The following is a 19,004-nucleotide window of genomic DNA, read 5'->3' as shown; positions in this document are numbered from 1 at the left end:
GATCATTTGGCGAGTTTAAAAGTTGCGCTAGGTGGTATGCCGGGGAAATACATGGCTACTTCAGACCATCCCTAGAAGAAAAAGAGGCATTCGAGGTCGGCGAGTTCACTTACAAGTTACAACCAACGGCCTCTGGTCGTTATTTAGTAAAAAAGATCGCCACTATGGAATTAATCAATCCACAACGCAAACCAATGAGCATCAAGCGAGCCGCAAAGTGGACTGTCATTGCGCTTGGCCTAGTAGGAATTTGCTTAACATTGATTATCCTCACGAAATAGTTTTGTTATTGACGCGTAGGTGGTAACAACCACCATTTTGTGGATGGAGCTCATATCATGACAATGCAATGGCTCGTTTTGATGATTGTGCTCATTGCCTCCAGCATTTTCATGGAGAACCAACATCAGGACCAACGTACATCCGACTACGCTACCCTCGACTCACTGGGTCGCGGCTTTCTGGTGTACCGATCTGCCGCTACCGAATATGCCCAGGCCAACCCGGGCTTCAGCGGAGTACCGAGCGATTCTGCGCTCAACCTACCTGGGTGGTTTGTGAAACCTGTGGGCGTAGGTTCTTACATCTCATCAGGAACGGCCTATACTTATTTTGATGGGGTTGCACCGTCAGGCTTGCCTTCTGTGCTGGTAGACCTGACAAAGACAACTACCGTTGGTTTAAAGCGTTCAGGAATGCTGATTTCACAGATAACTGGGGCGACCGGTATAGCAATTCCGTCCCCTGTTCCCGAAGGTGCGGTCGTCGCAGTCAATTAGTCTGAGTCGACCGACTTTGAAAGGCGCCGGGTTGCATAAGCTCCGGCCTATCAACATAATGATCACAACAACGTTTCCACCCCGTTGGCTACTGGCGGTCATCAGTAGCGCCCGGTGATGCGGCTTGCCTCATCACCAACCCCAAAGCACGCATAGCTCCGGGAAGGGCGTGCGGACCTGGTTCAGAGCTCTCCCTGTGTCTCCCTGTTCAAGCCAGACACGCAGCCGTCTAACTCGTGAATTGCGAGTTCAAAGGCACATAGGGCTCTGTTGAGGTTCGAAGCACCGTAGTCTAAGGGCCACACTGGTGTTGTGGCCCACACTTTTTAAAGCTCACACAATAGGTAGCCTGATCATCTTGCAAAGGATGATCAGGCTACCTATTGGTAGCTGCTTTTCCTTGCCGGTGGCCCGCCGGCGAAACGCAGGGCTCCCTTTGTGCGCGGATGCGTGCCTTATGCTAGCTGGCCTCAGCCACGATAATCGGCCAGGTGTTGGAAGTAAGACGTTCAGATCACAGCCCAGGGATCAACAACGCCTTCATCCCGCACAGGTGGTATTTTTTTCTGAAAGACGCTACTTACTACATCCGAGAGTGACTGTTGACCCAGCTACTCTCGGTAGCTTCTCCTGTCGACCTGAACCTTCTTTGCCCTCCGCGAAATATCCCTCTCCGCTTGACACATCACCATCCCCCCTTCGATGATATGGACGTGCTTTGCTGACGTCGTCAGCATCATGCCCAGGCAGTCAGGATCTTGAAGACTGCGACACGATGTTCGTGTCAGATCCGCCCAAGACCGCTGAGCTTCTGGTAGCGCGGTCGGTCGACAATCGTCGATGGAAGCACCTTATGCAACTCACCTCGCGGGGAATCACTTCCCCAACGGGGTCAGTGGGTTCTCCGCATTCAACCTGCAGGAGAATCACCATGTCCAAACTTGCTTATGGCTTCGGTTTCGCGCTTGGCACCATCACGCGACAGTTTCTGCGTGCGGTAAAGAAAACCAGCGCTGCGCCCACAGCTATCCATACCAAAGCAGCTCCGTTGCTTCCACCGCCCTGCGTACCTGAGCGTCTCGTACGTGAGATGGATCATGTACCGGCAATAACTCGTAAAGGTGTCGACCTGAACCTTTGGTACGCGGCTAACACTCGAGTGGTCGAAAAGCCAGCTCGGAAACCGCGTAAGAAGCCAGCTGCACGCTCGTTGGTGCCAGCAACTTGCTAAGTCTGCGTCCTTCGCCTCTGTAGGGAGCCTTCCCAAAGGGAAGGTTTCCTCAGAGTTTTCACGGTAGGGGCTTGACAAGCGACAATCGTATTTCCATGATCTGCACATGTATCGCTGACGTCGTCAGCAACATGCCCAAGTAGTCTGGATCCGCAAGACTACGATGCGGTTTTCTGCATTGATCCACTCCCAAGATCGCCATAGCTTCCGGTAGCGCGATCAGTCGACTTAGTCGATGGAAGCACCTTTCCCACCCATGACGGGCCTACCCCGTCAGGGCAGGCCTCTCACTTTTGGAGGTCTGATGAAAACTGAACTGGCTCTCTACCAGGCGTTGATTTCGATTAACGTCCCGGAACAGAAGGCAAATGCTGTTATTGAAGCTTTGGAGACCGACATGCTTTCACGTTTGGCTACCAAGGCAGATTTAACTGCTCTTGCTGCAGAGTTCAAATCTGAGATTTCACAGCTTGAAGTCAAGCTCACCATTCGCATGGGCGTCATGTTGTCTGCAGCTGTCGGTGTAATGATTGCTGCAATGAAGCTGATGCATTAAACAACCTTAAGCTCCACCCACCCTCGCGGGGAATACTTTCCCCCTAGGGCGAAGTGTTTCTCCGCTTTCTGTTATTTCGAAACTGGAGAATCACCATGAGCACTAATCAATCCAACGAAGCAAAATTCTTCGACCTTCACACCACTGGTATCGGTTATCTCAACCGTATCCGTGAAGTGAAACCTCGCGGCAAAGGTAAGCCATTCATGGCAGTTACCGTTGCGGCTCTGCGCGGCTCGATGGATGATGCCGAGTATTCCTATATCGACTGCAACGTGGTCGGCGCTGAAGCTGAAAAGCTGATTCGTCGCAGCCAAGCAGCCGTTGAAGCCGGAAAGAAGGTCCTTGTGAGCTTCCGCATCGGTGATATCTGGACCGACGCATTTACCTACGAGAAAGGCGATAAAAAAGGTCAACCTGGAGCAAGCCTCAAGGGACGCCTGTTGTTTATCGGCTGGATCAAGGTGGATGGCCAAACCGTCTATGAAGCAAAGCCTCGTGAAGTAGAACCAGTTGTTGAAGACGGCGAAGCGGAACCTGAAGCACAGCTCGCAAGCGAAGAAGCATCCGAGCCAGTAGCAGAGGAACAATCCAAGCCAACGCCCGCTAAACAGCAGCGTACGGCATCTTGATTCACTTTGTTGAAAGGCACCCTTCGGGTGCCTTCATTATTATCAAAGTCCGCAGGGAACACCTCCCTTCCGGGCACGGTGATTCTCGTCCGTTGGAGACTCACCTTTATGAACACGTTATTTACGCAATCTCTCGATATACGCGTTGCTTATGCAAAAGCGGAAATCTATGGCGACGAGATTACCCAATATGAGGCTGAGATCGAGGCTCATATTCTGGGTGCCGACGCGTACCGCGCCGGCCAGCCGATCGTACCCGAGCTGTTCAAAACCGTTCCTGCGCTCAGTCGAGCTTGGGGCGAAGGAGTGAACGCGGCCATTAATGGTGGCGGTTGGTCACGCTTTACTGAAGAAGACCAGCAGCAGCTAATAACACCGGAACCATACATTGTGTCGGATTTTGCATACGGGAAACTTGCATTCGCCGAGTGCGGTATCGAGTACCCCCTCCAAATACTGAAGAGCGCTGCGGGCTATTACATTGGTACCGCTGATGAGTTTGAACCGGTATCAAGGGAGTCCGAAGAATACTACCGCAGCGAATATGCCGCGAAACAAGCTTTTGACCTCAACCTCTGGACACAACGCCACGTGTGCTGGTCCTGACATAACCAAAACATACCTAACCGGGAAACCACTTCCCGGACGGGCCGGGTGGTTTCTCACACCTGGAGATAAACATGCAAAGCACCACTAACCTCGTGTCGTCTGACCTGCTCAAGCTCCCGGTCGTTTTAACACCCCGGGCCTGGCAGGAAGCGGTGCATATTGAAAACCCTCAGGATGCAAGTGTTGTCAGTGAGCGACTGGGCGAAGTTGTCCTGGAGGCCTACCGAGAACTGCACTTGCAACCTGACAGCACACAGATCCATTTCGGCCTCTATCGTTTATTGCCTGCCGGCAATAGCACTGATCGAGTCTGGCTGGACCTAAAACTTGACCGTATAGAATCACCGCCAGGCGTTTTCTATCTGTACATCTCACTCAAGGAAGAAACTCATACTTCTTGCCCGTAATCCTTCGACAATCACAGCACTGCCCAAAGCCCGACACCTGTCGGGCTTTTTTCATTCGTAGCAGTGTGGAGCTGCCCATGATCAACATCCCCGGCCAACTGGCCATCCGTACCATCAGCGGCCGTAATGGCGAATTCAACGTCGGACGGCTTTCGACCTCTATCGGTGAGTTCGTGATCAAAGACGCACTCCTCGATCAGTACGATGAAGGCAAATACCGAGGCGACTTTCTGATAACGGAGATCCGTCCTTCGTATTACTCCACAGCAGGCCGCCTGATCGTTGAGATCCGTGCAAGGCTGGAAAGCATGAGCCTCGACGACGTCGACAATCTGACACCAGAAGACGCCGCCAGGCTCTCGCCAAACGAGCCTGACCCTATGGATGAAGAGTCTTCTTCCAACCTCTCCAAGCCTGTGCAGCGTAATAATCCGCCCGCCCTACCGGCCACCAATAAACAGGTATCAAAAGAGGATGCCCCGTTCGGGATGACCCCGACCGGCGCAACCAACGACCTCGAGGCAGATGCCGAGTTGTTCGGCACAATCTGGCCTCTAAGCTATACAGTCAGGCTGGACACAACTGTTGATCGTCAGCAACTACGCCAACAGTGCAGTCGGCTCTCGGAGCTCGGCTATTTACACAACTTCAAACTGCAGGTATGGAATATCTCCAATACCTAACGATGCCGGCGATACGCCAAGCCAATCGGCACATTCATGAGAGGCTCCCTCCTGGGCGCTCCTCGACTCAACAGGAGCAGCACATGAATCTAATCTTCAATAACCTGACCCAACAAATCCTTGAAAACATCGAAGATCAGCTCGCCAATAACGAGGTATCGACGAATGAGGAGCTTTGGGACTTCTTCGTAGAGGAGCTCGAAATGACGGCAGAACAAGCCGATGGCGCCGTTGCCCTTCGCCCCAAATACCTGGGGCAAATCTTTCTCACTGGGCACAGCCCACTATTTCAAAACGAGACGGTCTAGTTTGGCGCGGGGAGTCAGATCGATCTGGAGGGCATCACCATCAGGCTTTGTGTTAACGACAGAAAAGCCCTCCCAAAAAGGAAGAAAAGTATAATATCGCACATAAGAACGCCGGTTTGTTAGATGTGTTTGCTCGCACGAACATCATCAATCAAATCGGCGTTCTTGTTTCTGTGTTGCCCGGAATTCCTTGAAGGTAAGCGTCCGGTAAACACGCCTTCCTGACGCCAACGCCTTAATAGTTGAGATCGGTAGTAGACCACGCCGCACGCTTGCGACGCTTTAGCTGGCGCTGAGATTGAGCGGATGCTTGAACAACGTGACGTGGCCTAGGCCGCGATACAGGACAGGTTAGGAAATTCGCGGCCTCATCCAGACGCTGAGTTAGGCACGCGTCTGCAGTGCCCTGTTTACGTAAAGAGATGAGTTTAGCGACTAGATCAATTAGGCGAAATTCTAGCAAAGAATCCCGCCTAATCCGGTAGTCAGGCCGTCCTAGCGCGATTTGTGGCAACAATTTGCTCATCTGTAAACTGACTGCCGGGAACCATAAATTTTGCGATAAGTGCGTCTCGGTTTTGAGGTGCCCGTACCTTGTCTGCCGCCTCCAGCGCCATCTTCAGCTCCGGCAATGTTAGCTCGGTGCAGTAGGCTGGTGTTCCTGGTTGCTGACGCCACGAATCTTCAAGGCTACCAGCGGCAAGCGCGATAAAGCCCGTATCCTCAACGAGATCCTGCGCGACGGCCTCTGCATGAGTGTCATCCCCTGCTACATGTAAGCCAATGCGTGTCGAAGATCCAGTTGGTTGCCGATTGTCGGCAAGAGTCGCTGCAAGGACGGCGTTCCAAGCCTTAATGACCGGGCGGCTAAACTGCTCGCTTACCCAAACGTTCACGGGCTTGCCGTCGTCAACTTCTATGATTGCCCCGTCGCGTCCCGGATAGTAATTGGACGTGTCAATGACAACGACTTTCTCGGGGACATTCTTTAACGTCTGTTTGAGATCTGGATATTTTGGGAAGGGTATCGAGAGGATCACAACGCCTACCTCGGACACTGCCTCTTCCTTGGTCACAGCGTGTGCGCCGATTTCACTGACCAGGTTTTGAAGGCTTTCGGGGCCTTTCGAATTTGCCAGCTTAACTTCATGGCCGCACGCGACGAGCTTGCGGGCAAGGGTAGCCCCAATATTGCCGGCGCCGCTAACTCCGATTTTCACTTCAATAACCTCCTCACCCACAACCAATATTCAAGTTGCTACCTGGCTAGGTGTGCGAATGAATCAAGCGTGTCGCAAAGCCGCTGCGATCTGGGGTGAGCACGCATGTCGCTTGACTCAGGTAAATACGACTCTTCAAGAATGAAAGGTTACGCTGTCGGTAATCGGCACACGATGCCAGCGTCTAGCGGCATCCAAATTACCGCCATTCGCCCCTTTTGGGTCGGTAGCGACGACCACTTTCGACAATCGGTGTTAATGGTTAAGCCTCAGTCCGTTCCGCATCTCAACGGTGTCATCGACCTAACCCCTCACATCGAACGGCACTCTCGAGCTCCGTATCGCCGAGCATCATTTCAAAACCCGCGGTTTCTTCCTTACGAGATAGTTCAGTGATTAAGGAATCAGAATTTGCGATGAAAATATTGACCGCGGCCGGCGTTAAAAAACTAGGTAATTATGTTACTCAGCAGCGTTGCGAGGAGTTTGAGGTAATTTCGTGTCTGTGCTTAGCGACACCGCTACGTAGCGTAAATTTTTAGCTAGCCGTATTATTTTTGACGACGGATAACGAGATAGCTACAGCAGAATTACAATTCTGACACAATCCCAGCGGAACCTTCTTTTTTTGAGCCGTGTCAAAGTAGGCTGTTGACTAGCACCGTATCGCCGGCTAGAGGAGACGCAGGTCTGCAAAAAATCGCATACCAACAACATACTTTCATCCTAAACTACAATTAGTTTAAATGAGTTTTATTAGCCGTTCTGAAAGGTAGGATCCATATTTGTGTTTTTGTTTGTAGCGATGAGAATCTAGATTGAAGCCAACCACTACATTAGGCAAGGAGAAGCATGTGGGATCCAATCACGCTCATGGCGGTGCCGCTCTACGTGAAGGACACCAGAAAAAACTACTCATGGCGCTTGCCCTGACTGGTATTTTTATGATTGCGGAGGTTATCGGAGCATGCGTTACCGGCAGCCTAGCCCTGCTGTCTGATGCATCACATATGCTCACAGATACTGCTGCTCTGGCAATTTCACTGATTGCTCTCCAAATAGCCAAGCGGCCAGCGGACCAGAAACGGACTTTTGGATATGCTCGCATAGAGATCCTAGCCTCAACGTTCAATGCCTTATTACTCTTTATGGTCGCTGCCTACATTTTGTACGAGGCGTATCAGCGCTTGCTAGTACCGTCGGAGATTGCTACCGGTGCGATGATGTGGATCGCAATTGGGGGTCTTTTTGTGAACCTGATATCGATGCGTCTGCTCTCCTCTGCCAGCAGTGAAAGTCTGAATCTCAAGGGAGCCTATCTTGAAGTCTGGAGCGACATGCTTGGTTCATTGGGCGTGATCATAGCGGCACTTGTCATCCGATTTACAGGTTGGAGCTGGGTCGATACGATTGTCGCCGTAGCAATCGGTATATGGGTGTTTCCACGTACTTGGCAGTTGTTGCGCGAAAGCTTGGGGGGTACTTATGGAAGGGGTACCCGACAATCTCAATATTGCGGAAATAGAGTCCCTGATACTTGGAGTAGATGGGGTCATGGAGGTCCATGATCTGCATGTTTGGGCTCTAAGTAGTGGCCGCAATATCCTGACGTCGCACGTAGTCGTGCGAGATTCATTAAATCGAGATGTTATTCTCGCATCAGTCATTGACGCGGTGAGTAAATCGTTCGAAATTCATCACTGCACGATTCAAATGGAGCAAGCAGCCTTTCATGATAATGCTCCGAAGCCTTCACACTAGTCGTTTTTTTGATGACGCTAATTGTTGTATTTGCAGGCAGAAGCCCTAAGAAAAATCGACTTAAGATGCGTTCCCCAAGACTATACGCGCTTTTAAATATGCATTACTGCCACCTCTAAATTTAACGACTAATCGAGTTGACCGGCGGCCAATATTAAAGGAGCCTTCAGGCAGATTCGCCTGCTACGCGCACTGAAGGCATCCGCCAGCTTTGGCCTTAAAAACCTTACCATTGACAGATTCTCGATTATTCCAAACAATCAATTTATCATAACTATCAATAATATTGCGCAAAAATTACAAATTTGCAAAGCTTACGCGCATTTAGCCAATTCGCGCTAGGATCAGTTATTATTGAGTTAATGTAATGCGCATGAAAATAAATAATGAAATTAAACACCAAGCACACAGCAGTACTACCAATCAGCGTATAACCACACTGGCGGCCGATTGGACTATTATTTTACTCACATCCTGAGATAAGTTATGCGCGTTCTAGTTGTGGAAGACGAAACCAAAAACGTAGAATACCTTCAGCAGGGCCTTTCTGAAAGCGGGTACATCGTAAATATAGCAAACAATGGTGTTGATGCCGCTCACTTATTCAATACTAATATTTATTCGTTTCTGCTTCTCGATGTGAACCTCCCTGACATCAATGGCTTGGACCTTTTGGAAGTCATTAGAGAAACCAGCCGGGTCCGCGTCATTATGCTGACTGCCTGGGGACGAACCAACGACAAGCTCAAGGGTTTGGACGGTGGCGCAGATGACTACCTCGTCAAGCCCTTCGAGTTTCCCGAGCTGCTTGCTCGCATGCGCTCGCTGCAAAGACGTGGCGACGAGCTTTTTGAGAAAAACGCGCTGAGAATTTCGGATGTAGAGCTCGACTCTGTGCGCCATCGGGTGTTCCGTGGATCTACACGCATAGACCTCAACACCAAGAAATTTGCTCTCCTGCACCTTCTCATTAGTCGAGCTGGCAAAGCACTTACACGCTCTCAGAGCATCTGGCTGATATGGGACATGAACTTTGACTGCGATAATAACGTTATTGACGTCTCTATCCGGCGATTACGCTCGAAGATCGATGATCCATTTGAGACCAAGCTCATACATAAACTTCGAGGCATAGGGTACGTTCTGGAGGAGCGCGCATGAGGCCGTTCAGTCTGGCTGTGAAGCTGGGATTCAAAGTCGGTTTGATGAGCGCAGCGCTGCTCCTCCTTTTCGCCACCTTTGGGTATGTGATGGTGAGCCAAGCTCTCGAGAGAAACTCCCGAATGGACCTCGAAGTGAAAATGGCGGGTATGACTCACAACCTATCCGCTATCACTAGTATCGCTGATGTCAATCCAGACGCGCACCAGCTAGTTGACTTGGTCATGGGGCACAATAATCTGTACGTCAGCATCTTTGAGTCAGGACAAACGCAAACTCCACTGCTCTCAATAGGTTCGAAGGCAGTCAACCTGGAAGTGCACAAGTTCAAGCCAACCGAGCAGGTTAAACAGCACGAGTGGCGTGACTCCACGGGTCGCCCGCTACTTAGCGCTTCGCGAGTAATGAATCTAGGCGATGGAACCGAAGTTAGTGTGTTCATGACCATGGACCAGTCAGCCAACCAAGCCCTGCTCGATGCATTGCTAACCTGGGCGCTGATGGTCTCGCCTCTTATTCTCTTTCTGATCTTGGCCATTGGATGGTGGACTGTGCGCAGAGGACTACTGCCTCTGACCAAGTTCTTGAGGATTGCCTCGAAAATTTCCACCGAGAGCCTTGATCATCGCCTACCAACGAAGGGGATGCCGGCAGAACTGAAGAAGCTCGGCGATGGAATCAATATCATGCTGATGCGTCTAGATGATGGGGTTCAGCAGCTATCGCAGTTCTCGGACGATCTTGCTCACGAACTGCGTGCACCTTTGTCCAATCTCATGGGTAAGGCTCAGGTTGCGCTGACCCGGGAAAGGTCTCTTCCTGAGTACCGAGAAGTCTTGGAGTCGTGCACGGAAGAGTTGGACCGCATGAGTCGAATGGTTTCCGACATGCTATTTCTAGCCCAGGTCAGCCACCCCGCGTCAATGGTAGAATTCGAAAATGTCTGTTTGCTCGACGAAATTCAGCGGGTCTGCGACCTCTTCAGCATTACGGCCGAAGAAGGCGAAATACAACTCCAGCTCACAGGAAATGGCGTGGTGCGTGGCAATCAGATAATGATTCAACGAGCCATCTCGAACCTTGTCTCGAACGCGATTCGCTACTGCCCAAGAGGCCGGACGGTTTACGTGAAAGTTCAACGCGGTGCTAACGGAACTACCTTGAGTGTTGGTAACCCGGGGCGCGGAATCGCCAAGGAACACCAGGTGCATTTGTTCGAGCGGTTCTACCGTGTAGACAAAAGCCGAGCACGAAATGAAGGTGGTACGGGTCTGGGCCTAGCTATAGTACAGTCAATTATGGGATTGCATCAGGGTTCTGCGAGCGTAGAAGTGACTGATCAGAATTTTACCTGGTTTCACCTCAACTTTCCCGACACCCAAATGAAGCAAACGCAAATGGGCGCAGCCTAGGTCCCGTATATGGAGGGGGCCGATTTTAGAAGAGCTCTCTTTTTTACTTGAAAGCTTTAATGCCTGAGGGCTGCCGTATTGTTTTGGTCTTTAGCTCGACGTCTAGAGGGGAAGGCAGCCCTACCCGAAAATATGGCGAGCAGCCACATATAACGCGACCTTATCGGCACGCCCCCCCCCCCCCCCCGCCTTAAACTCTTTCACGCCCCTCTGAGTGAACCACAGACGGAGTCAAAAAAATTCGACAGCCAGTTTGACTAACCGCCAACGGCGCCGCATTTGAGATGCCAGCTAATCTAGCCGTTAGCTTCGATGCGTAAACAAAAATATCCAATCGCTGCTACACAGTCTTTAGATCGTTTATGGCTAGCTTCCACTAGTGGCAAAAAATCCAAAAACATCAATGGCTTAGATATCACATTAAAGGTTATGAAAGAAAAATAGCCTGCTTCGGAGCTTTCACAAACACAAAATTTATACCGTTTCACCAAACGCATAAATTACGAAATTGTAATGATTCCCTCACCCTGCTGTTAGCTTCAAAATCCTAAACTATCAAACCACAAAGGCTGCTAGTTAAGCAGACCTAGTAAACATCGAGGGCACAATGAAATTCATAAAACTCCTCTCTATTGGTATCGTACTGACTGGATTTATGAGTTCCGCTTTTGCTGAAGACGGTTTCGAGCGAACCAAAAATTTCAAAGATAACTTCCGAGCCGAGCAAGCTCGTCTATGGGGTCCTGATGTATCGGAGAAAAGTAAGCAGAAAATTGCTCAAGAAAAACAGAAAGAACCTAAGGGCATTAGCAGCAAGTCGACAACTAAGAGACAGTAAAAAACAATTAACACGATCAAAGCCATCGACAAAAAGCCAGATTAATATCTGGCTTTTTAGCAACCTCTCCCTAATTGTACTTATTAAATAATTTTTCAGCATCAAAGATAAATCCTGAGATGGATTATTCACTTTAAACTGAAAAGCAGCTAGAAATTTAAATACTCTCTTCGCCGGGCTCTTACTTTCAACGGGAGCCAGTAGCACTATCTCCTAGAATATTTTCACCATCCTGTGCAGTGTCCTTCCAGCGGCATAGAAGCAGTTGGCTCGCGTTCGTTTCAGTGATTATTTTGCAACCAACGTCTACAGGTAGATCAGAATCGCTGTCGCGCAAACGCCTGGAAAGGTAGAACGATCTGTCGCGAGGCCACTTGTCAGGATCTTTGATGCTTTTGGACATTCCCCGGCTATAAAACTCCGACGAATACGAGCGGCGGCCAGGATAAATCAGGGGGCCCGATTGAGACGACTGCACATCCAGCCAGGCCTGCACTAAATCTCGCTGGTTCTGAGGACGATCCTCAAGCACACCGTTATAGATAATACCGGCGCCCGCGACTGGCAGCATCAGAGCGCTCGCTGCAGCAGCCCAAGCAGTCTTTCTGCCCACTTCGCTGATACATTCGGCAAGGAGTAGCGTCCATGCAGGCAGAGCAGGAAGAAGATAGGTCCAGAGAATGTTACCAGAGAAAGTAAAGAAAACAGGTGTCGCCAATGCCCAAAGCCAAAGGTATACATCGAAGCGCTGCATCGTCCCACGCCTGCTAATAACGAGGGGTAGAAAGAAAGTCCAAGGAAGCAACGCTAAGCCAAGCTGAATCCATATGGTGCCGTAGGGCTTGGCGTGAGCACTCCCGTAGAGATCCCCGGCCCAATCACTTACAACATATCGGCTCCAGTGCTCGCCGACAAAAAAATACTCAAGGAAACCCGGCGTCTTCATTTCGGCTGCAATGTACCAAGGCACTGATATACCTAACATGAGAGCAATCCCCGTTACCCAAGGAAGCCTCAATACCCGATTCCATTGCTTGTAGATGACGATCCAAAAAAATGCTGGCGCGCCCATCAGTACCAAGGTCAGTGGCCCTTTAGCAAGCAGGCCCAAGCCGAGAGCTAAGAACATAAGGTAGGCATCCCCTTTGCCTGCGCACTTCATCCAACGCCAGAAACCATAGCTGGCCAACAGGATCGAGAACGATAAAACGGGGTCAGTCAGCACAACACCACTGGACACCAAGCCCAGCGCCGTGCCGGAAAAGATGATGGCTGCCCAAATGCCCGCCTTGCGCGATACCTCCTGTGTCGCGAGCCTGATGATGATGAAGCAGCTTGCCAAGTGGAGAAACCAGGCTGGGAATCGAGCAGCAAACTCATTGGTGCCGAATACCGTCATGCTCGCCGCTTGGGTCCAGAAAGACAGCGGTGGCTTGCCCCAAAATGGAACTCCGTAATCGAACATCGGAGTCACCCAGTCACTCAGTTCAACCATCTTGCGTGCCATTTCAGCGTAGCGTGCTTCAGAGGTATCCATCAGGGGATATACGCCCAGCCCCAGGAGACGCAAAAGCAGAATCGAACTCAGGATGAACCACAATGTTCGCTCGCTTTTCAAATTCAGCATTTCTTACCCTCGAGTGAGGAAGCCGGAGGATGAATAGTCATGGGTCGCGCTTCATTATTACTATTTAGAAAATAAAGGGGGCGGCGTTTGACCTCCGCGAGCGTTACGCCTACGTACTCGCCCACCAGTGCAACACCCACGCACATGAATGAAGCAATTCCGACAAGCAGGTGATGGATGTCAAAGGAGCCTGCTACCAGTACTGCGAGCAGGTAGCAGATGCTGGAGACAAAGAAACTGAAGCTAATGAGACTGAATATACGAAGCGGCTTGCGGGAGAAGCTGAGAATACTTTCGATGGCTAGGTCCAGCAGGCTAGCGGCGTTCCACTTGGTATTGCCGGCATGACGGGAAGTGCGATTGTAGGGTAACTCAATGGTGCGAAAGCCTACCCAGCCGATCAAACCCTTAAGAATTCTGGAGCGTTCGTCCAGCGCTCTTAAGGCGGCCAATGGAGCAGGACCAATCAGACGGAAGTCACTGACATCCACCGGAAGATCAACTTTCTCCACCAGGCGCTGCATGATCCAGTAATAGCTACGTGCACTCGTGCGTTTTAGCCAGGAGTCGCCAGTTCGCAAGTCGCGTTGCATGTTCACAACGTCGTAACCCATCTGCCAATGATATACCATACTCGAGATGAGTTCAGGTGGATCCTGAAGGTCGACATCAATGAAGATCAATGCGCTACCGCGTGCATGGTCGATCCCTGCACTTAACGCAGCCTCTTTTCCGAAGTTCCGACTTAGGAACAGGCATCGTACATTTGATCCATCTTGATAGTGTCGAAGTAGGTCTGCAGTTTGATCGCTACTACCATCGTCGACATAGAGAATCTCGCACGAAACAGGCAGGCGCTTTACAACTCTGGTGATGCGCTTGTGAAATTCCGGAATGGTTTGCTCTTCTTGAAAGCAAGGAACCACTATTGTTAACAAGGGGTCAGCGCGTTCGGAAAGCCGATGTGATGTCCGCATGATTGAATGTCCAGAAACGATGCGCAGTGAATCCGAGCGCAGTTAGGGTTAAAGTCACTAAAATCTGAGAGACAAGCGGTGAGAGATTGAATTTAATCAGAACCCACATACCTACACCATTACCGATATTAGTTGCCAACGAGACAAGTACAAACCTGATAGGTTGAAGCTTATAAATTCCCGTCGCCACGAAACTGAGCCTTCTATTACCAATATAGCTAATAATAGCGCCTATCACGCCTCCGCCAACGCTGGCTAACACTGGATCAGTAACTCCATTTACAATAAGCAGGAGAAATACAAAATAGTGCCCCCCGGTTGCTACGAATCCAATGCCTAGATAACGAATAAGCAAAGCTATGATCGACATGCTTGTATTTTCCATCTACAAAGACTAAACAACCCGAAGTGAAAAAAAAGTGAACTGCATGTAATTTCAGAACTAAATGATGCAGCACCTCGACAATAGCTGTGCCACCCAACAAACACCAAAAAACCCTAATAATAAACTGAACAAATAACTCTAGCATGATCCAGAGATTACAATTCTGATAAGAGCATATACATGATGGCACTTTAGATCTTGGACAATTAAGCACTTTCTCAAAACATGAAAACCAGTAACGACACCAATAATTACACCAATTAAGTATCAACTTACCAACCAGTGATCCATTTTCTCACGAGCGCCCATCAGTTTAAACAAGAAGCAACCTGCTAAACGTACGTGTCGTCGAGCTAAGCCCATATATTCAGTGTTTATTTTTGGTTGGGTAGCAAGCTAGTACGACCCAGAACTTGCTGCCACACCATCGACTTTCGTTTTTCGTTCAAAGCCTGAGGACTCACCTAAAGCAATTATCCGGAGTTAAGTCTTTAAGTAAGCCTAAGCCCCGAGCCAATTATAAACTTTCCAATAAACACCCTTATCAAGCCGCACTTCGACTGAGTCAGTGCTCATGCTTTGCCTGGATGTCACAGAAATCAGTTTTTTTCAAAATTCGCTGCTTCTGAGTGCAAATTCGCCGGCCTAAATTTTTTAGCTGGACTTGACTTACTTTTGGGGAGGGGGGCAAGGACTGACAATCTTTGGTTAAAACATGTCAAGGACCATAGAAAACGCCAGGCATCGCCTGGCGTTTTTCTATGGCCTCTAAAAATCCTATCGATGCATTCAATTTTTGTTGTTGACACATTGGGAAAACAAAGAATAACGAATCGTATTAAGCTCACCCCGCGAGTCTTCGTAGGTCATCAACCGTTGATACACCTCGCAAGTACGGGGATCCTGGGACTGACGCACAAATTTTGCAACATCAATCTTCATTCCATACTTGTAGTCCTGAATCTCTGGTATTGGCTTATTATTTTTCGCCGCATAGCTAGCCACGGCGTTCTGATGTTCCTGAATATATTGCAACTGCTTCTTTTCGGAAAACGTAGTAGCTTGTGAAACTATAGGCAAAACAGCTAGGGCTGCCGCAATGATAAGCTTTTTCATAAGGTCCTCTCAATATCAATCTTATTGGGAGTAACCTTATCAACTCACAGGCATCACCGGCATGACGGTAAACTTACAATTTTGAAAGGTGACAACAATATCCAGAATGAAAAGCCCACAACGTTGCTGTGGGCTTCTGTTATGGGCTATCAGCTACCCGCTTCATCACCATCATCATCTTTGCGGTGTGCCCATTGATACAGAGCAGGAAGCACCAACAGAGTAAGCACGGTAGACGAAAGAATCCCGCCAATCACCACTGTCGCCAGTGGCCGCTGAACTTCAGCACCGGTACCTGTTGCGAGAGCCATCGGGATAAATCCGAGGGATGCGACTAGGGCTGTCATCAGAACGGGCCTTAACCGTGTCAACGCGCCTTCATCTACCGCTTGCCGGAGGGTACGTCCTTCCTCCCGCAGCCCGCGGATAAAAGAAATCATAACCAGGCCGTTTAGAACTGCCACACCGGACAGCGCAATGAAGCCAACTCCCGCCGAGATAGACAGCGGGATATCCCGCAACCACAGTGCAACTACACCGCCGGTGAGTGCGAATGGAATTCCGGTGAAGACCAGCATGCCATCCTTCAAGTTGTTGAACATCAGGAACAGCAGTGTCATGACCAGAAGCAATGCGACTGGAACAACGATCTGCAGACGCTTGGCTGCTGATTGCAACTGCTCAAACTGGCCACCCCAGGTAGTCCAGTAGCCTGCTGGGATCTGCACAGTAGCCAGCGACTTAGTCGCTTCTTCAACGAACGAGCCTAGGTCACGGCCTCGAACGTTTGCACTAACTACTACCAGCCGTTTCCCATTTTCGCGGCTGATCTGGTTCGGGCCCAACTGCAAGTCAAGATTAGCGACTTGGGACAGAGGAATGAACCCTATCTGATTAGCATCCTGAGCAACATTAGCAGGCACAGGAATCAGCAAGCTGGACATACCCGCTACGTCAGTGCGCACGGTCTCAGGCAGTCGCACCACCATATCGAACCGACGATCGCCCTCATACAATGTACCTGCCTGGCGGCCACCCACAGCAATAGCAATTGAGTTTTGCACATCCGCGATGTTCAAACCGTAGCGTGCTGCTTTTTCGCGGTCGATGTTGATGGTTAACACAGGAAGGCCGGAAGTCTGCTCAACCTTGACCTCCGATGAGCCCGGTACCGCTTTAAGCGATGCCGCGATTTTGTTGGCGGTGCTGTTGAGCGCGTCCATGTCATCGCCAAAAACTTTCACCGCAACGTCACTACGCACGCCCGAAATCAGCTCGTTGAAACGCAACTGGATCGGCTGGGACAACTCATAGTTGCTTCCCGGGACACCTGCTGCGGCTTTCTGCACCTCAGCGATCAGCTCATCACGAGGCTTATTGGGATTTGGCCACTGATCCTGAGGCTTAAGCATTATGTAGGCGTCAGAGGCGTTAGGCGGCATTGGATCAGATGCGATTTCTGCAGTACCCGAGCGTGCGAACATCCGCTCTACTTCTGGGACCTGCGCTATTACCGCTTTCTCCAGGCGCTGTTGCATCTCGACGGACTGAGTAAGGCTCGTTCCGGGCACTCGCATAGCCTGCATCGCAAAGTCGCCCTCACTAAGGCTGGGAATGAACTCGCTACCCATACGACTTGCAAGTATACCGCTAAGTACGACCAGAGCTACTGCAGCCGAGAACGCAATGTTCCGGTGCCCAAGAACCCATTGCAGTATCGGCTCATAGCGCTGTCGGGCGGTGCGCATTACCACGCCCTCCTCTTCCTTGACCTTGCCAGTGATGAACATGGCGATAGCAGCAGGAACAAAGGTTACGGAAAGAATCATTGCCCCCAGCAGCGCCATTACGACAGTGAATGCCATGGGGTGGAACATTTTTCCTTCGACGCCGGTTAGGGCGAAGATCGGCAGATACACTACCATGATGATCAACTGGCCAAATATCAGTGGCCGGCGAGCTTCACCTGCAGCGGCAAAGACTTCATGGAAGCGTTCTGCTTTGGTGAGTATGCGACCATGCTTGTGTTGCGCATGAGCCAGTCGGCGGATCGCGTTTTCTACTATAACCACGGCACCATCTACAATAATGCCAAAGTCGAGTGCTCCCAAACTCATTAGGTTTGCACTAACCTTGTTGTTGAACATACCTGTGAAGGTAAATAGCATGGACAGCGGGATCACCATTGCGGTGATCAGTGCTGCGCGGATGTTGCCGAGGAACAGGAAGAGAATAGCAATTACCAGAATCGCGCCTTCCACCAAGTTCTTCTTCACCGTCGCAATGGCTTTTTCAACCAAGTTGGTACGGTCATAAACGGTCACAGCAACCACGCCCTTCGGCAGGGTGCGGTTGATGTCGGTCAATTTGGTGGCCACAGCTTGGGACACTGTACGACTATTTTCACCAATCAGCATAAATACGGTACCGAGTACTACTTCGCGACCATTCTCAGTAGCAGCCCCCGTTCGCAGTTCTTTACCGATGCTGACTTCAGCAACGTTGCTGATGCGAATCGGCGTGCCATCTACACTGGTAATTACGATGTTGGCAATATCTTCGATATTGCTTACCTGACCCGGCGCACGAATGAGCAACTGCTCACCATTACGCTCGATGTAACCGGCGCCCACGTTGGCGTTGTTGCTTTCCAATGCAACTACCAGGTCATTAAGTGTCAGCTTGTAGGTAGCCAACCGCTTCGGGTCCGGCGCAATCAGAAACTGCTTGGCGAAGCCACCGATGGTGTTGATCTCGGCAACACCAGGGACGTTGCGCAGCTGCGGCTTGATAATCCAATCCTGGATCACTCGCAGGTCGGTGGGAGTGTAAGGAGTACCATCTTCTTTGAGTGCGCCATCTTCCGCTTCAACGGTCCACAGGAAGATTTCACCAAGCCCGGTGGATACAGGCCCCATGACGGCCTCGACCCCATCTGGCAACTGTTCCTTTGCAACCTGCAAACGCTCGTTAATGAGTTGGCGGGCAAAAAAGATGTCAGTACCGTCTTTGAAGATCACGGTGACCTGTGACAAGCCGGAGCGAGATAGGGATCGGGTTTGCTGAAGGCCCGGAAGACCGGCCATGGCCGTTTCAACTGGAAACGTGATCCGCTGTTCGGTTTCCAACGGCGAGTAACCAGGGGCGCCAGTGTTAATCTGCACCTGGACGTTTGTGATATCAGGCACCGCATCAATGGGCAGTTTTTGGTAGCTGTAGATACCTATACCGGCCATGATTAGAACTGCGATCATTACTACGATGCGCTGCTCAATGGCGAATCTGATGATACGTTCAAACAT

Annotated in this window: 18 protein-coding genes and 1 pseudogene; 13 read left to right on the top strand and 6 right to left on the bottom strand. The window is 50.3% G+C overall.

The genetic code is table 11. The features are described from left to right. The 9 genes from AC1Q6I_RS31575 to AC1Q6I_RS31535 form a co-directional block, all read left to right on the top strand. A partial coding sequence (locus AC1Q6I_RS31575; protein ID WP_492618412.1) for a hypothetical protein occupies window positions 1-281 on the top strand: 281 nt, incomplete at its 5' end. Between the two features lie 57 nt (window positions 282-338). After that, window positions 339-779, top strand: a complete 441-nt coding sequence (gene pilM, locus AC1Q6I_RS31570) for a type IV pilus biogenesis protein PilM (RefSeq protein ID WP_019818097.1) — start codon at window positions 339-341, stop codon at window positions 777-779. A gap of 931 nt (window positions 780-1,710) precedes the next feature. Continuing rightward, window positions 1,711-2,010, top strand: a complete 300-nt coding sequence (locus tag AC1Q6I_RS31565) for a hypothetical protein (protein WP_073451708.1) — start codon at window positions 1,711-1,713, stop codon at window positions 2,008-2,010. 304 nt (window positions 2,011-2,314) lie between these two features. After that, the gene (locus tag AC1Q6I_RS31560; RefSeq protein ID WP_008437363.1) at window positions 2,315-2,566 is read left to right on the top strand and encodes a hypothetical protein; all 252 of its coding nucleotides are present in this window, start codon (window positions 2,315-2,317) and stop codon (window positions 2,564-2,566) included. Between the two features lie 95 nt (window positions 2,567-2,661). Continuing rightward, window positions 2,662-3,198: an STY4534 family ICE replication protein gene (locus tag AC1Q6I_RS31555; RefSeq protein ID WP_019818099.1), complete on the top strand. Its 537-nt coding sequence runs from the start codon at window positions 2,662-2,664 to the stop codon at window positions 3,196-3,198. Window positions 3,199-3,306: 108 nt separating this feature from the next. Next, window positions 3,307-3,804 carry a hypothetical protein gene (locus tag AC1Q6I_RS31550; protein WP_019818100.1) on the top strand — a complete coding sequence of 166 codons (498 nt, stop codon included), beginning with the start codon at window positions 3,307-3,309 and terminating at the stop codon, window positions 3,802-3,804. A gap of 74 nt (window positions 3,805-3,878) precedes the next feature. Then, a complete protein-coding gene (locus tag AC1Q6I_RS31545) occupies window positions 3,879-4,214 on the top strand; it encodes a hypothetical protein (RefSeq protein ID WP_019818101.1) in 336 nt (111 codons plus the stop codon). Between the two features lie 77 nt (window positions 4,215-4,291). Beyond that, the gene (locus tag AC1Q6I_RS31540) at window positions 4,292-4,897 is read left to right on the top strand and encodes a DUF3275 family protein (RefSeq protein ID WP_019818102.1); all 606 of its coding nucleotides are present in this window, start codon (window positions 4,292-4,294) and stop codon (window positions 4,895-4,897) included. An 83-nt stretch (window positions 4,898-4,980) separates the two neighbouring features. After that, window positions 4,981-5,205, top strand: coding sequence for a hypothetical protein (locus AC1Q6I_RS31535; protein ID WP_019818103.1), 225 nt, complete (start codon window positions 4,981-4,983; stop codon window positions 5,203-5,205). A gap of 485 nt (window positions 5,206-5,690) precedes the next feature. Here the strand turns inward: AC1Q6I_RS31535 and AC1Q6I_RS31530 are convergent, their stop codons facing one another. Then, the gene (locus AC1Q6I_RS31530) at window positions 5,691-6,431 is read right to left on the bottom strand and encodes an NADPH-dependent F420 reductase (RefSeq protein ID WP_073845723.1); all 741 of its coding nucleotides are present in this window, start codon (window positions 6,429-6,431) and stop codon (window positions 5,691-5,693) included. 848 nt (window positions 6,432-7,279) lie between these two features. On the opposite strand from AC1Q6I_RS31530, the pseudogene AC1Q6I_RS31525 reads away from it, so the two are divergent. From AC1Q6I_RS31525 to AC1Q6I_RS31510, 4 genes and pseudogenes are all read left to right on the top strand, one after another. After that, window positions 7,280-8,186 (top strand): annotated as a pseudogene (locus AC1Q6I_RS31525) (cation diffusion facilitator family transporter). Window positions 8,187-8,672: 486 nt separating this feature from the next. Then, on the top strand, window positions 8,673-9,347 hold the full coding sequence (locus AC1Q6I_RS31520; RefSeq protein WP_019818106.1) for a heavy metal response regulator transcription factor: 675 nt from the start codon (window positions 8,673-8,675) through the stop codon (window positions 9,345-9,347). Next, window positions 9,344-10,759: a heavy metal sensor histidine kinase gene (locus tag AC1Q6I_RS31515; RefSeq protein WP_102625786.1), complete on the top strand. Its 1,416-nt coding sequence runs from the start codon at window positions 9,344-9,346 to the stop codon at window positions 10,757-10,759. The genes AC1Q6I_RS31520 and AC1Q6I_RS31515 overlap by 4 nt, the downstream gene beginning before the upstream one ends. A gap of 607 nt (window positions 10,760-11,366) precedes the next feature. Next, a complete protein-coding gene (locus AC1Q6I_RS31510; protein ID WP_019818108.1) occupies window positions 11,367-11,597 on the top strand; it encodes a hypothetical protein in 231 nt (76 codons plus the stop codon). Window positions 11,598-11,784: 187 nt separating this feature from the next. Here the strand turns inward: AC1Q6I_RS31510 and AC1Q6I_RS31505 are convergent, their stop codons facing one another. The 5 genes from AC1Q6I_RS31505 to AC1Q6I_RS31485 all read right to left on the bottom strand — a co-directional run bounded on the left by AC1Q6I_RS31505 (window position 11,785) and on the right by AC1Q6I_RS31485 (window position 19,004). Continuing rightward, window positions 11,785-13,224, bottom strand: coding sequence for an ArnT family glycosyltransferase (locus tag AC1Q6I_RS31505; protein WP_019818109.1), 1,440 nt, complete (start codon window positions 13,222-13,224; stop codon window positions 11,785-11,787). Continuing rightward, window positions 13,218-14,201: a glycosyltransferase family 2 protein gene (locus AC1Q6I_RS31500; RefSeq protein WP_024073373.1), complete on the bottom strand. Its 984-nt coding sequence runs from the start codon at window positions 14,199-14,201 to the stop codon at window positions 13,218-13,220. Before AC1Q6I_RS31500 ends, AC1Q6I_RS31505 begins: the two co-directional genes overlap by 7 nt. Continuing rightward, the gene (locus tag AC1Q6I_RS31495; protein WP_024073372.1) at window positions 14,167-14,586 is read right to left on the bottom strand and encodes a GtrA family protein; all 420 of its coding nucleotides are present in this window, start codon (window positions 14,584-14,586) and stop codon (window positions 14,167-14,169) included. The genes AC1Q6I_RS31500 and AC1Q6I_RS31495 overlap by 35 nt, the downstream gene beginning before the upstream one ends. A gap of 789 nt (window positions 14,587-15,375) precedes the next feature. Beyond that, the gene (locus AC1Q6I_RS31490; RefSeq protein WP_019818112.1) at window positions 15,376-15,702 is read right to left on the bottom strand and encodes a DUF2790 domain-containing protein; all 327 of its coding nucleotides are present in this window, start codon (window positions 15,700-15,702) and stop codon (window positions 15,376-15,378) included. A gap of 149 nt (window positions 15,703-15,851) precedes the next feature. Then, the gene (locus AC1Q6I_RS31485) at window positions 15,852-19,004 is read right to left on the bottom strand and encodes a CusA/CzcA family heavy metal efflux RND transporter (RefSeq protein WP_024073371.1); all 3,153 of its coding nucleotides are present in this window, start codon (window positions 19,002-19,004) and stop codon (window positions 15,852-15,854) included.

Source organism: Pseudomonas sp. MPR-R2A5 (genome assembly GCF_058793055.1).
The sequence above is the reverse complement of the archived record's forward strand: the minus strand, read 5'-3'. Positions and strand labels throughout refer to the sequence as shown.

What these genes read in the sequence shown, in the direction of transcription:
- pilM (WP_019818097.1), top strand. Translation starts at nt 339, where the DNA reads ATGACAATGCAATGGCTCGTTTTGATGATTGTGCTCATTGCCTCCAGC.
- AC1Q6I_RS31565 (WP_073451708.1), top strand. Translation starts at nt 1,711, where the DNA reads ATGTCCAAACTTGCTTATGGCTTCGGTTTCGCGCTTGGCACCATCACG.
- AC1Q6I_RS31560 (WP_008437363.1), top strand. Translation starts at nt 2,315, where the DNA reads ATGAAAACTGAACTGGCTCTCTACCAGGCGTTGATTTCGATTAACGTC.
- AC1Q6I_RS31555 (WP_019818099.1), top strand. Translation starts at nt 2,662, where the DNA reads ATGAGCACTAATCAATCCAACGAAGCAAAATTCTTCGACCTTCACACC.
- AC1Q6I_RS31550 (WP_019818100.1), top strand. Translation starts at nt 3,307, where the DNA reads ATGAACACGTTATTTACGCAATCTCTCGATATACGCGTTGCTTATGCA.
- AC1Q6I_RS31545 (WP_019818101.1), top strand. Translation starts at nt 3,879, where the DNA reads ATGCAAAGCACCACTAACCTCGTGTCGTCTGACCTGCTCAAGCTCCCG.
- AC1Q6I_RS31540 (WP_019818102.1), top strand. Translation starts at nt 4,292, where the DNA reads ATGATCAACATCCCCGGCCAACTGGCCATCCGTACCATCAGCGGCCGT.
- AC1Q6I_RS31535 (WP_019818103.1), top strand. Translation starts at nt 4,981, where the DNA reads ATGAATCTAATCTTCAATAACCTGACCCAACAAATCCTTGAAAACATC.
- AC1Q6I_RS31520 (WP_019818106.1), top strand. Translation starts at nt 8,673, where the DNA reads ATGCGCGTTCTAGTTGTGGAAGACGAAACCAAAAACGTAGAATACCTT.
- AC1Q6I_RS31515 (WP_102625786.1), top strand. Translation starts at nt 9,344, where the DNA reads ATGAGGCCGTTCAGTCTGGCTGTGAAGCTGGGATTCAAAGTCGGTTTG.
- AC1Q6I_RS31510 (WP_019818108.1), top strand. Translation starts at nt 11,367, where the DNA reads ATGAAATTCATAAAACTCCTCTCTATTGGTATCGTACTGACTGGATTT.
- AC1Q6I_RS31505 (WP_019818109.1), bottom strand. Translation starts at nt 13,224, where the DNA reads ATGCTGAATTTGAAAAGCGAGCGAACATTGTGGTTCATCCTGAGTTCG.
- AC1Q6I_RS31500 (WP_024073373.1), bottom strand. Translation starts at nt 14,201, where the DNA reads ATGCGGACATCACATCGGCTTTCCGAACGCGCTGACCCCTTGTTAACA.
- AC1Q6I_RS31495 (WP_024073372.1), bottom strand. Translation starts at nt 14,586, where the DNA reads ATGGAAAATACAAGCATGTCGATCATAGCTTTGCTTATTCGTTATCTA.
- AC1Q6I_RS31490 (WP_019818112.1), bottom strand. Translation starts at nt 15,702, where the DNA reads ATGAAAAAGCTTATCATTGCGGCAGCCCTAGCTGTTTTGCCTATAGTT.
- AC1Q6I_RS31485 (WP_024073371.1), bottom strand. Translation starts at nt 19,004, where the DNA reads ATGTTTGAACGTATCATCAGATTCGCCATTGAGCAGCGCATCGTAGTA.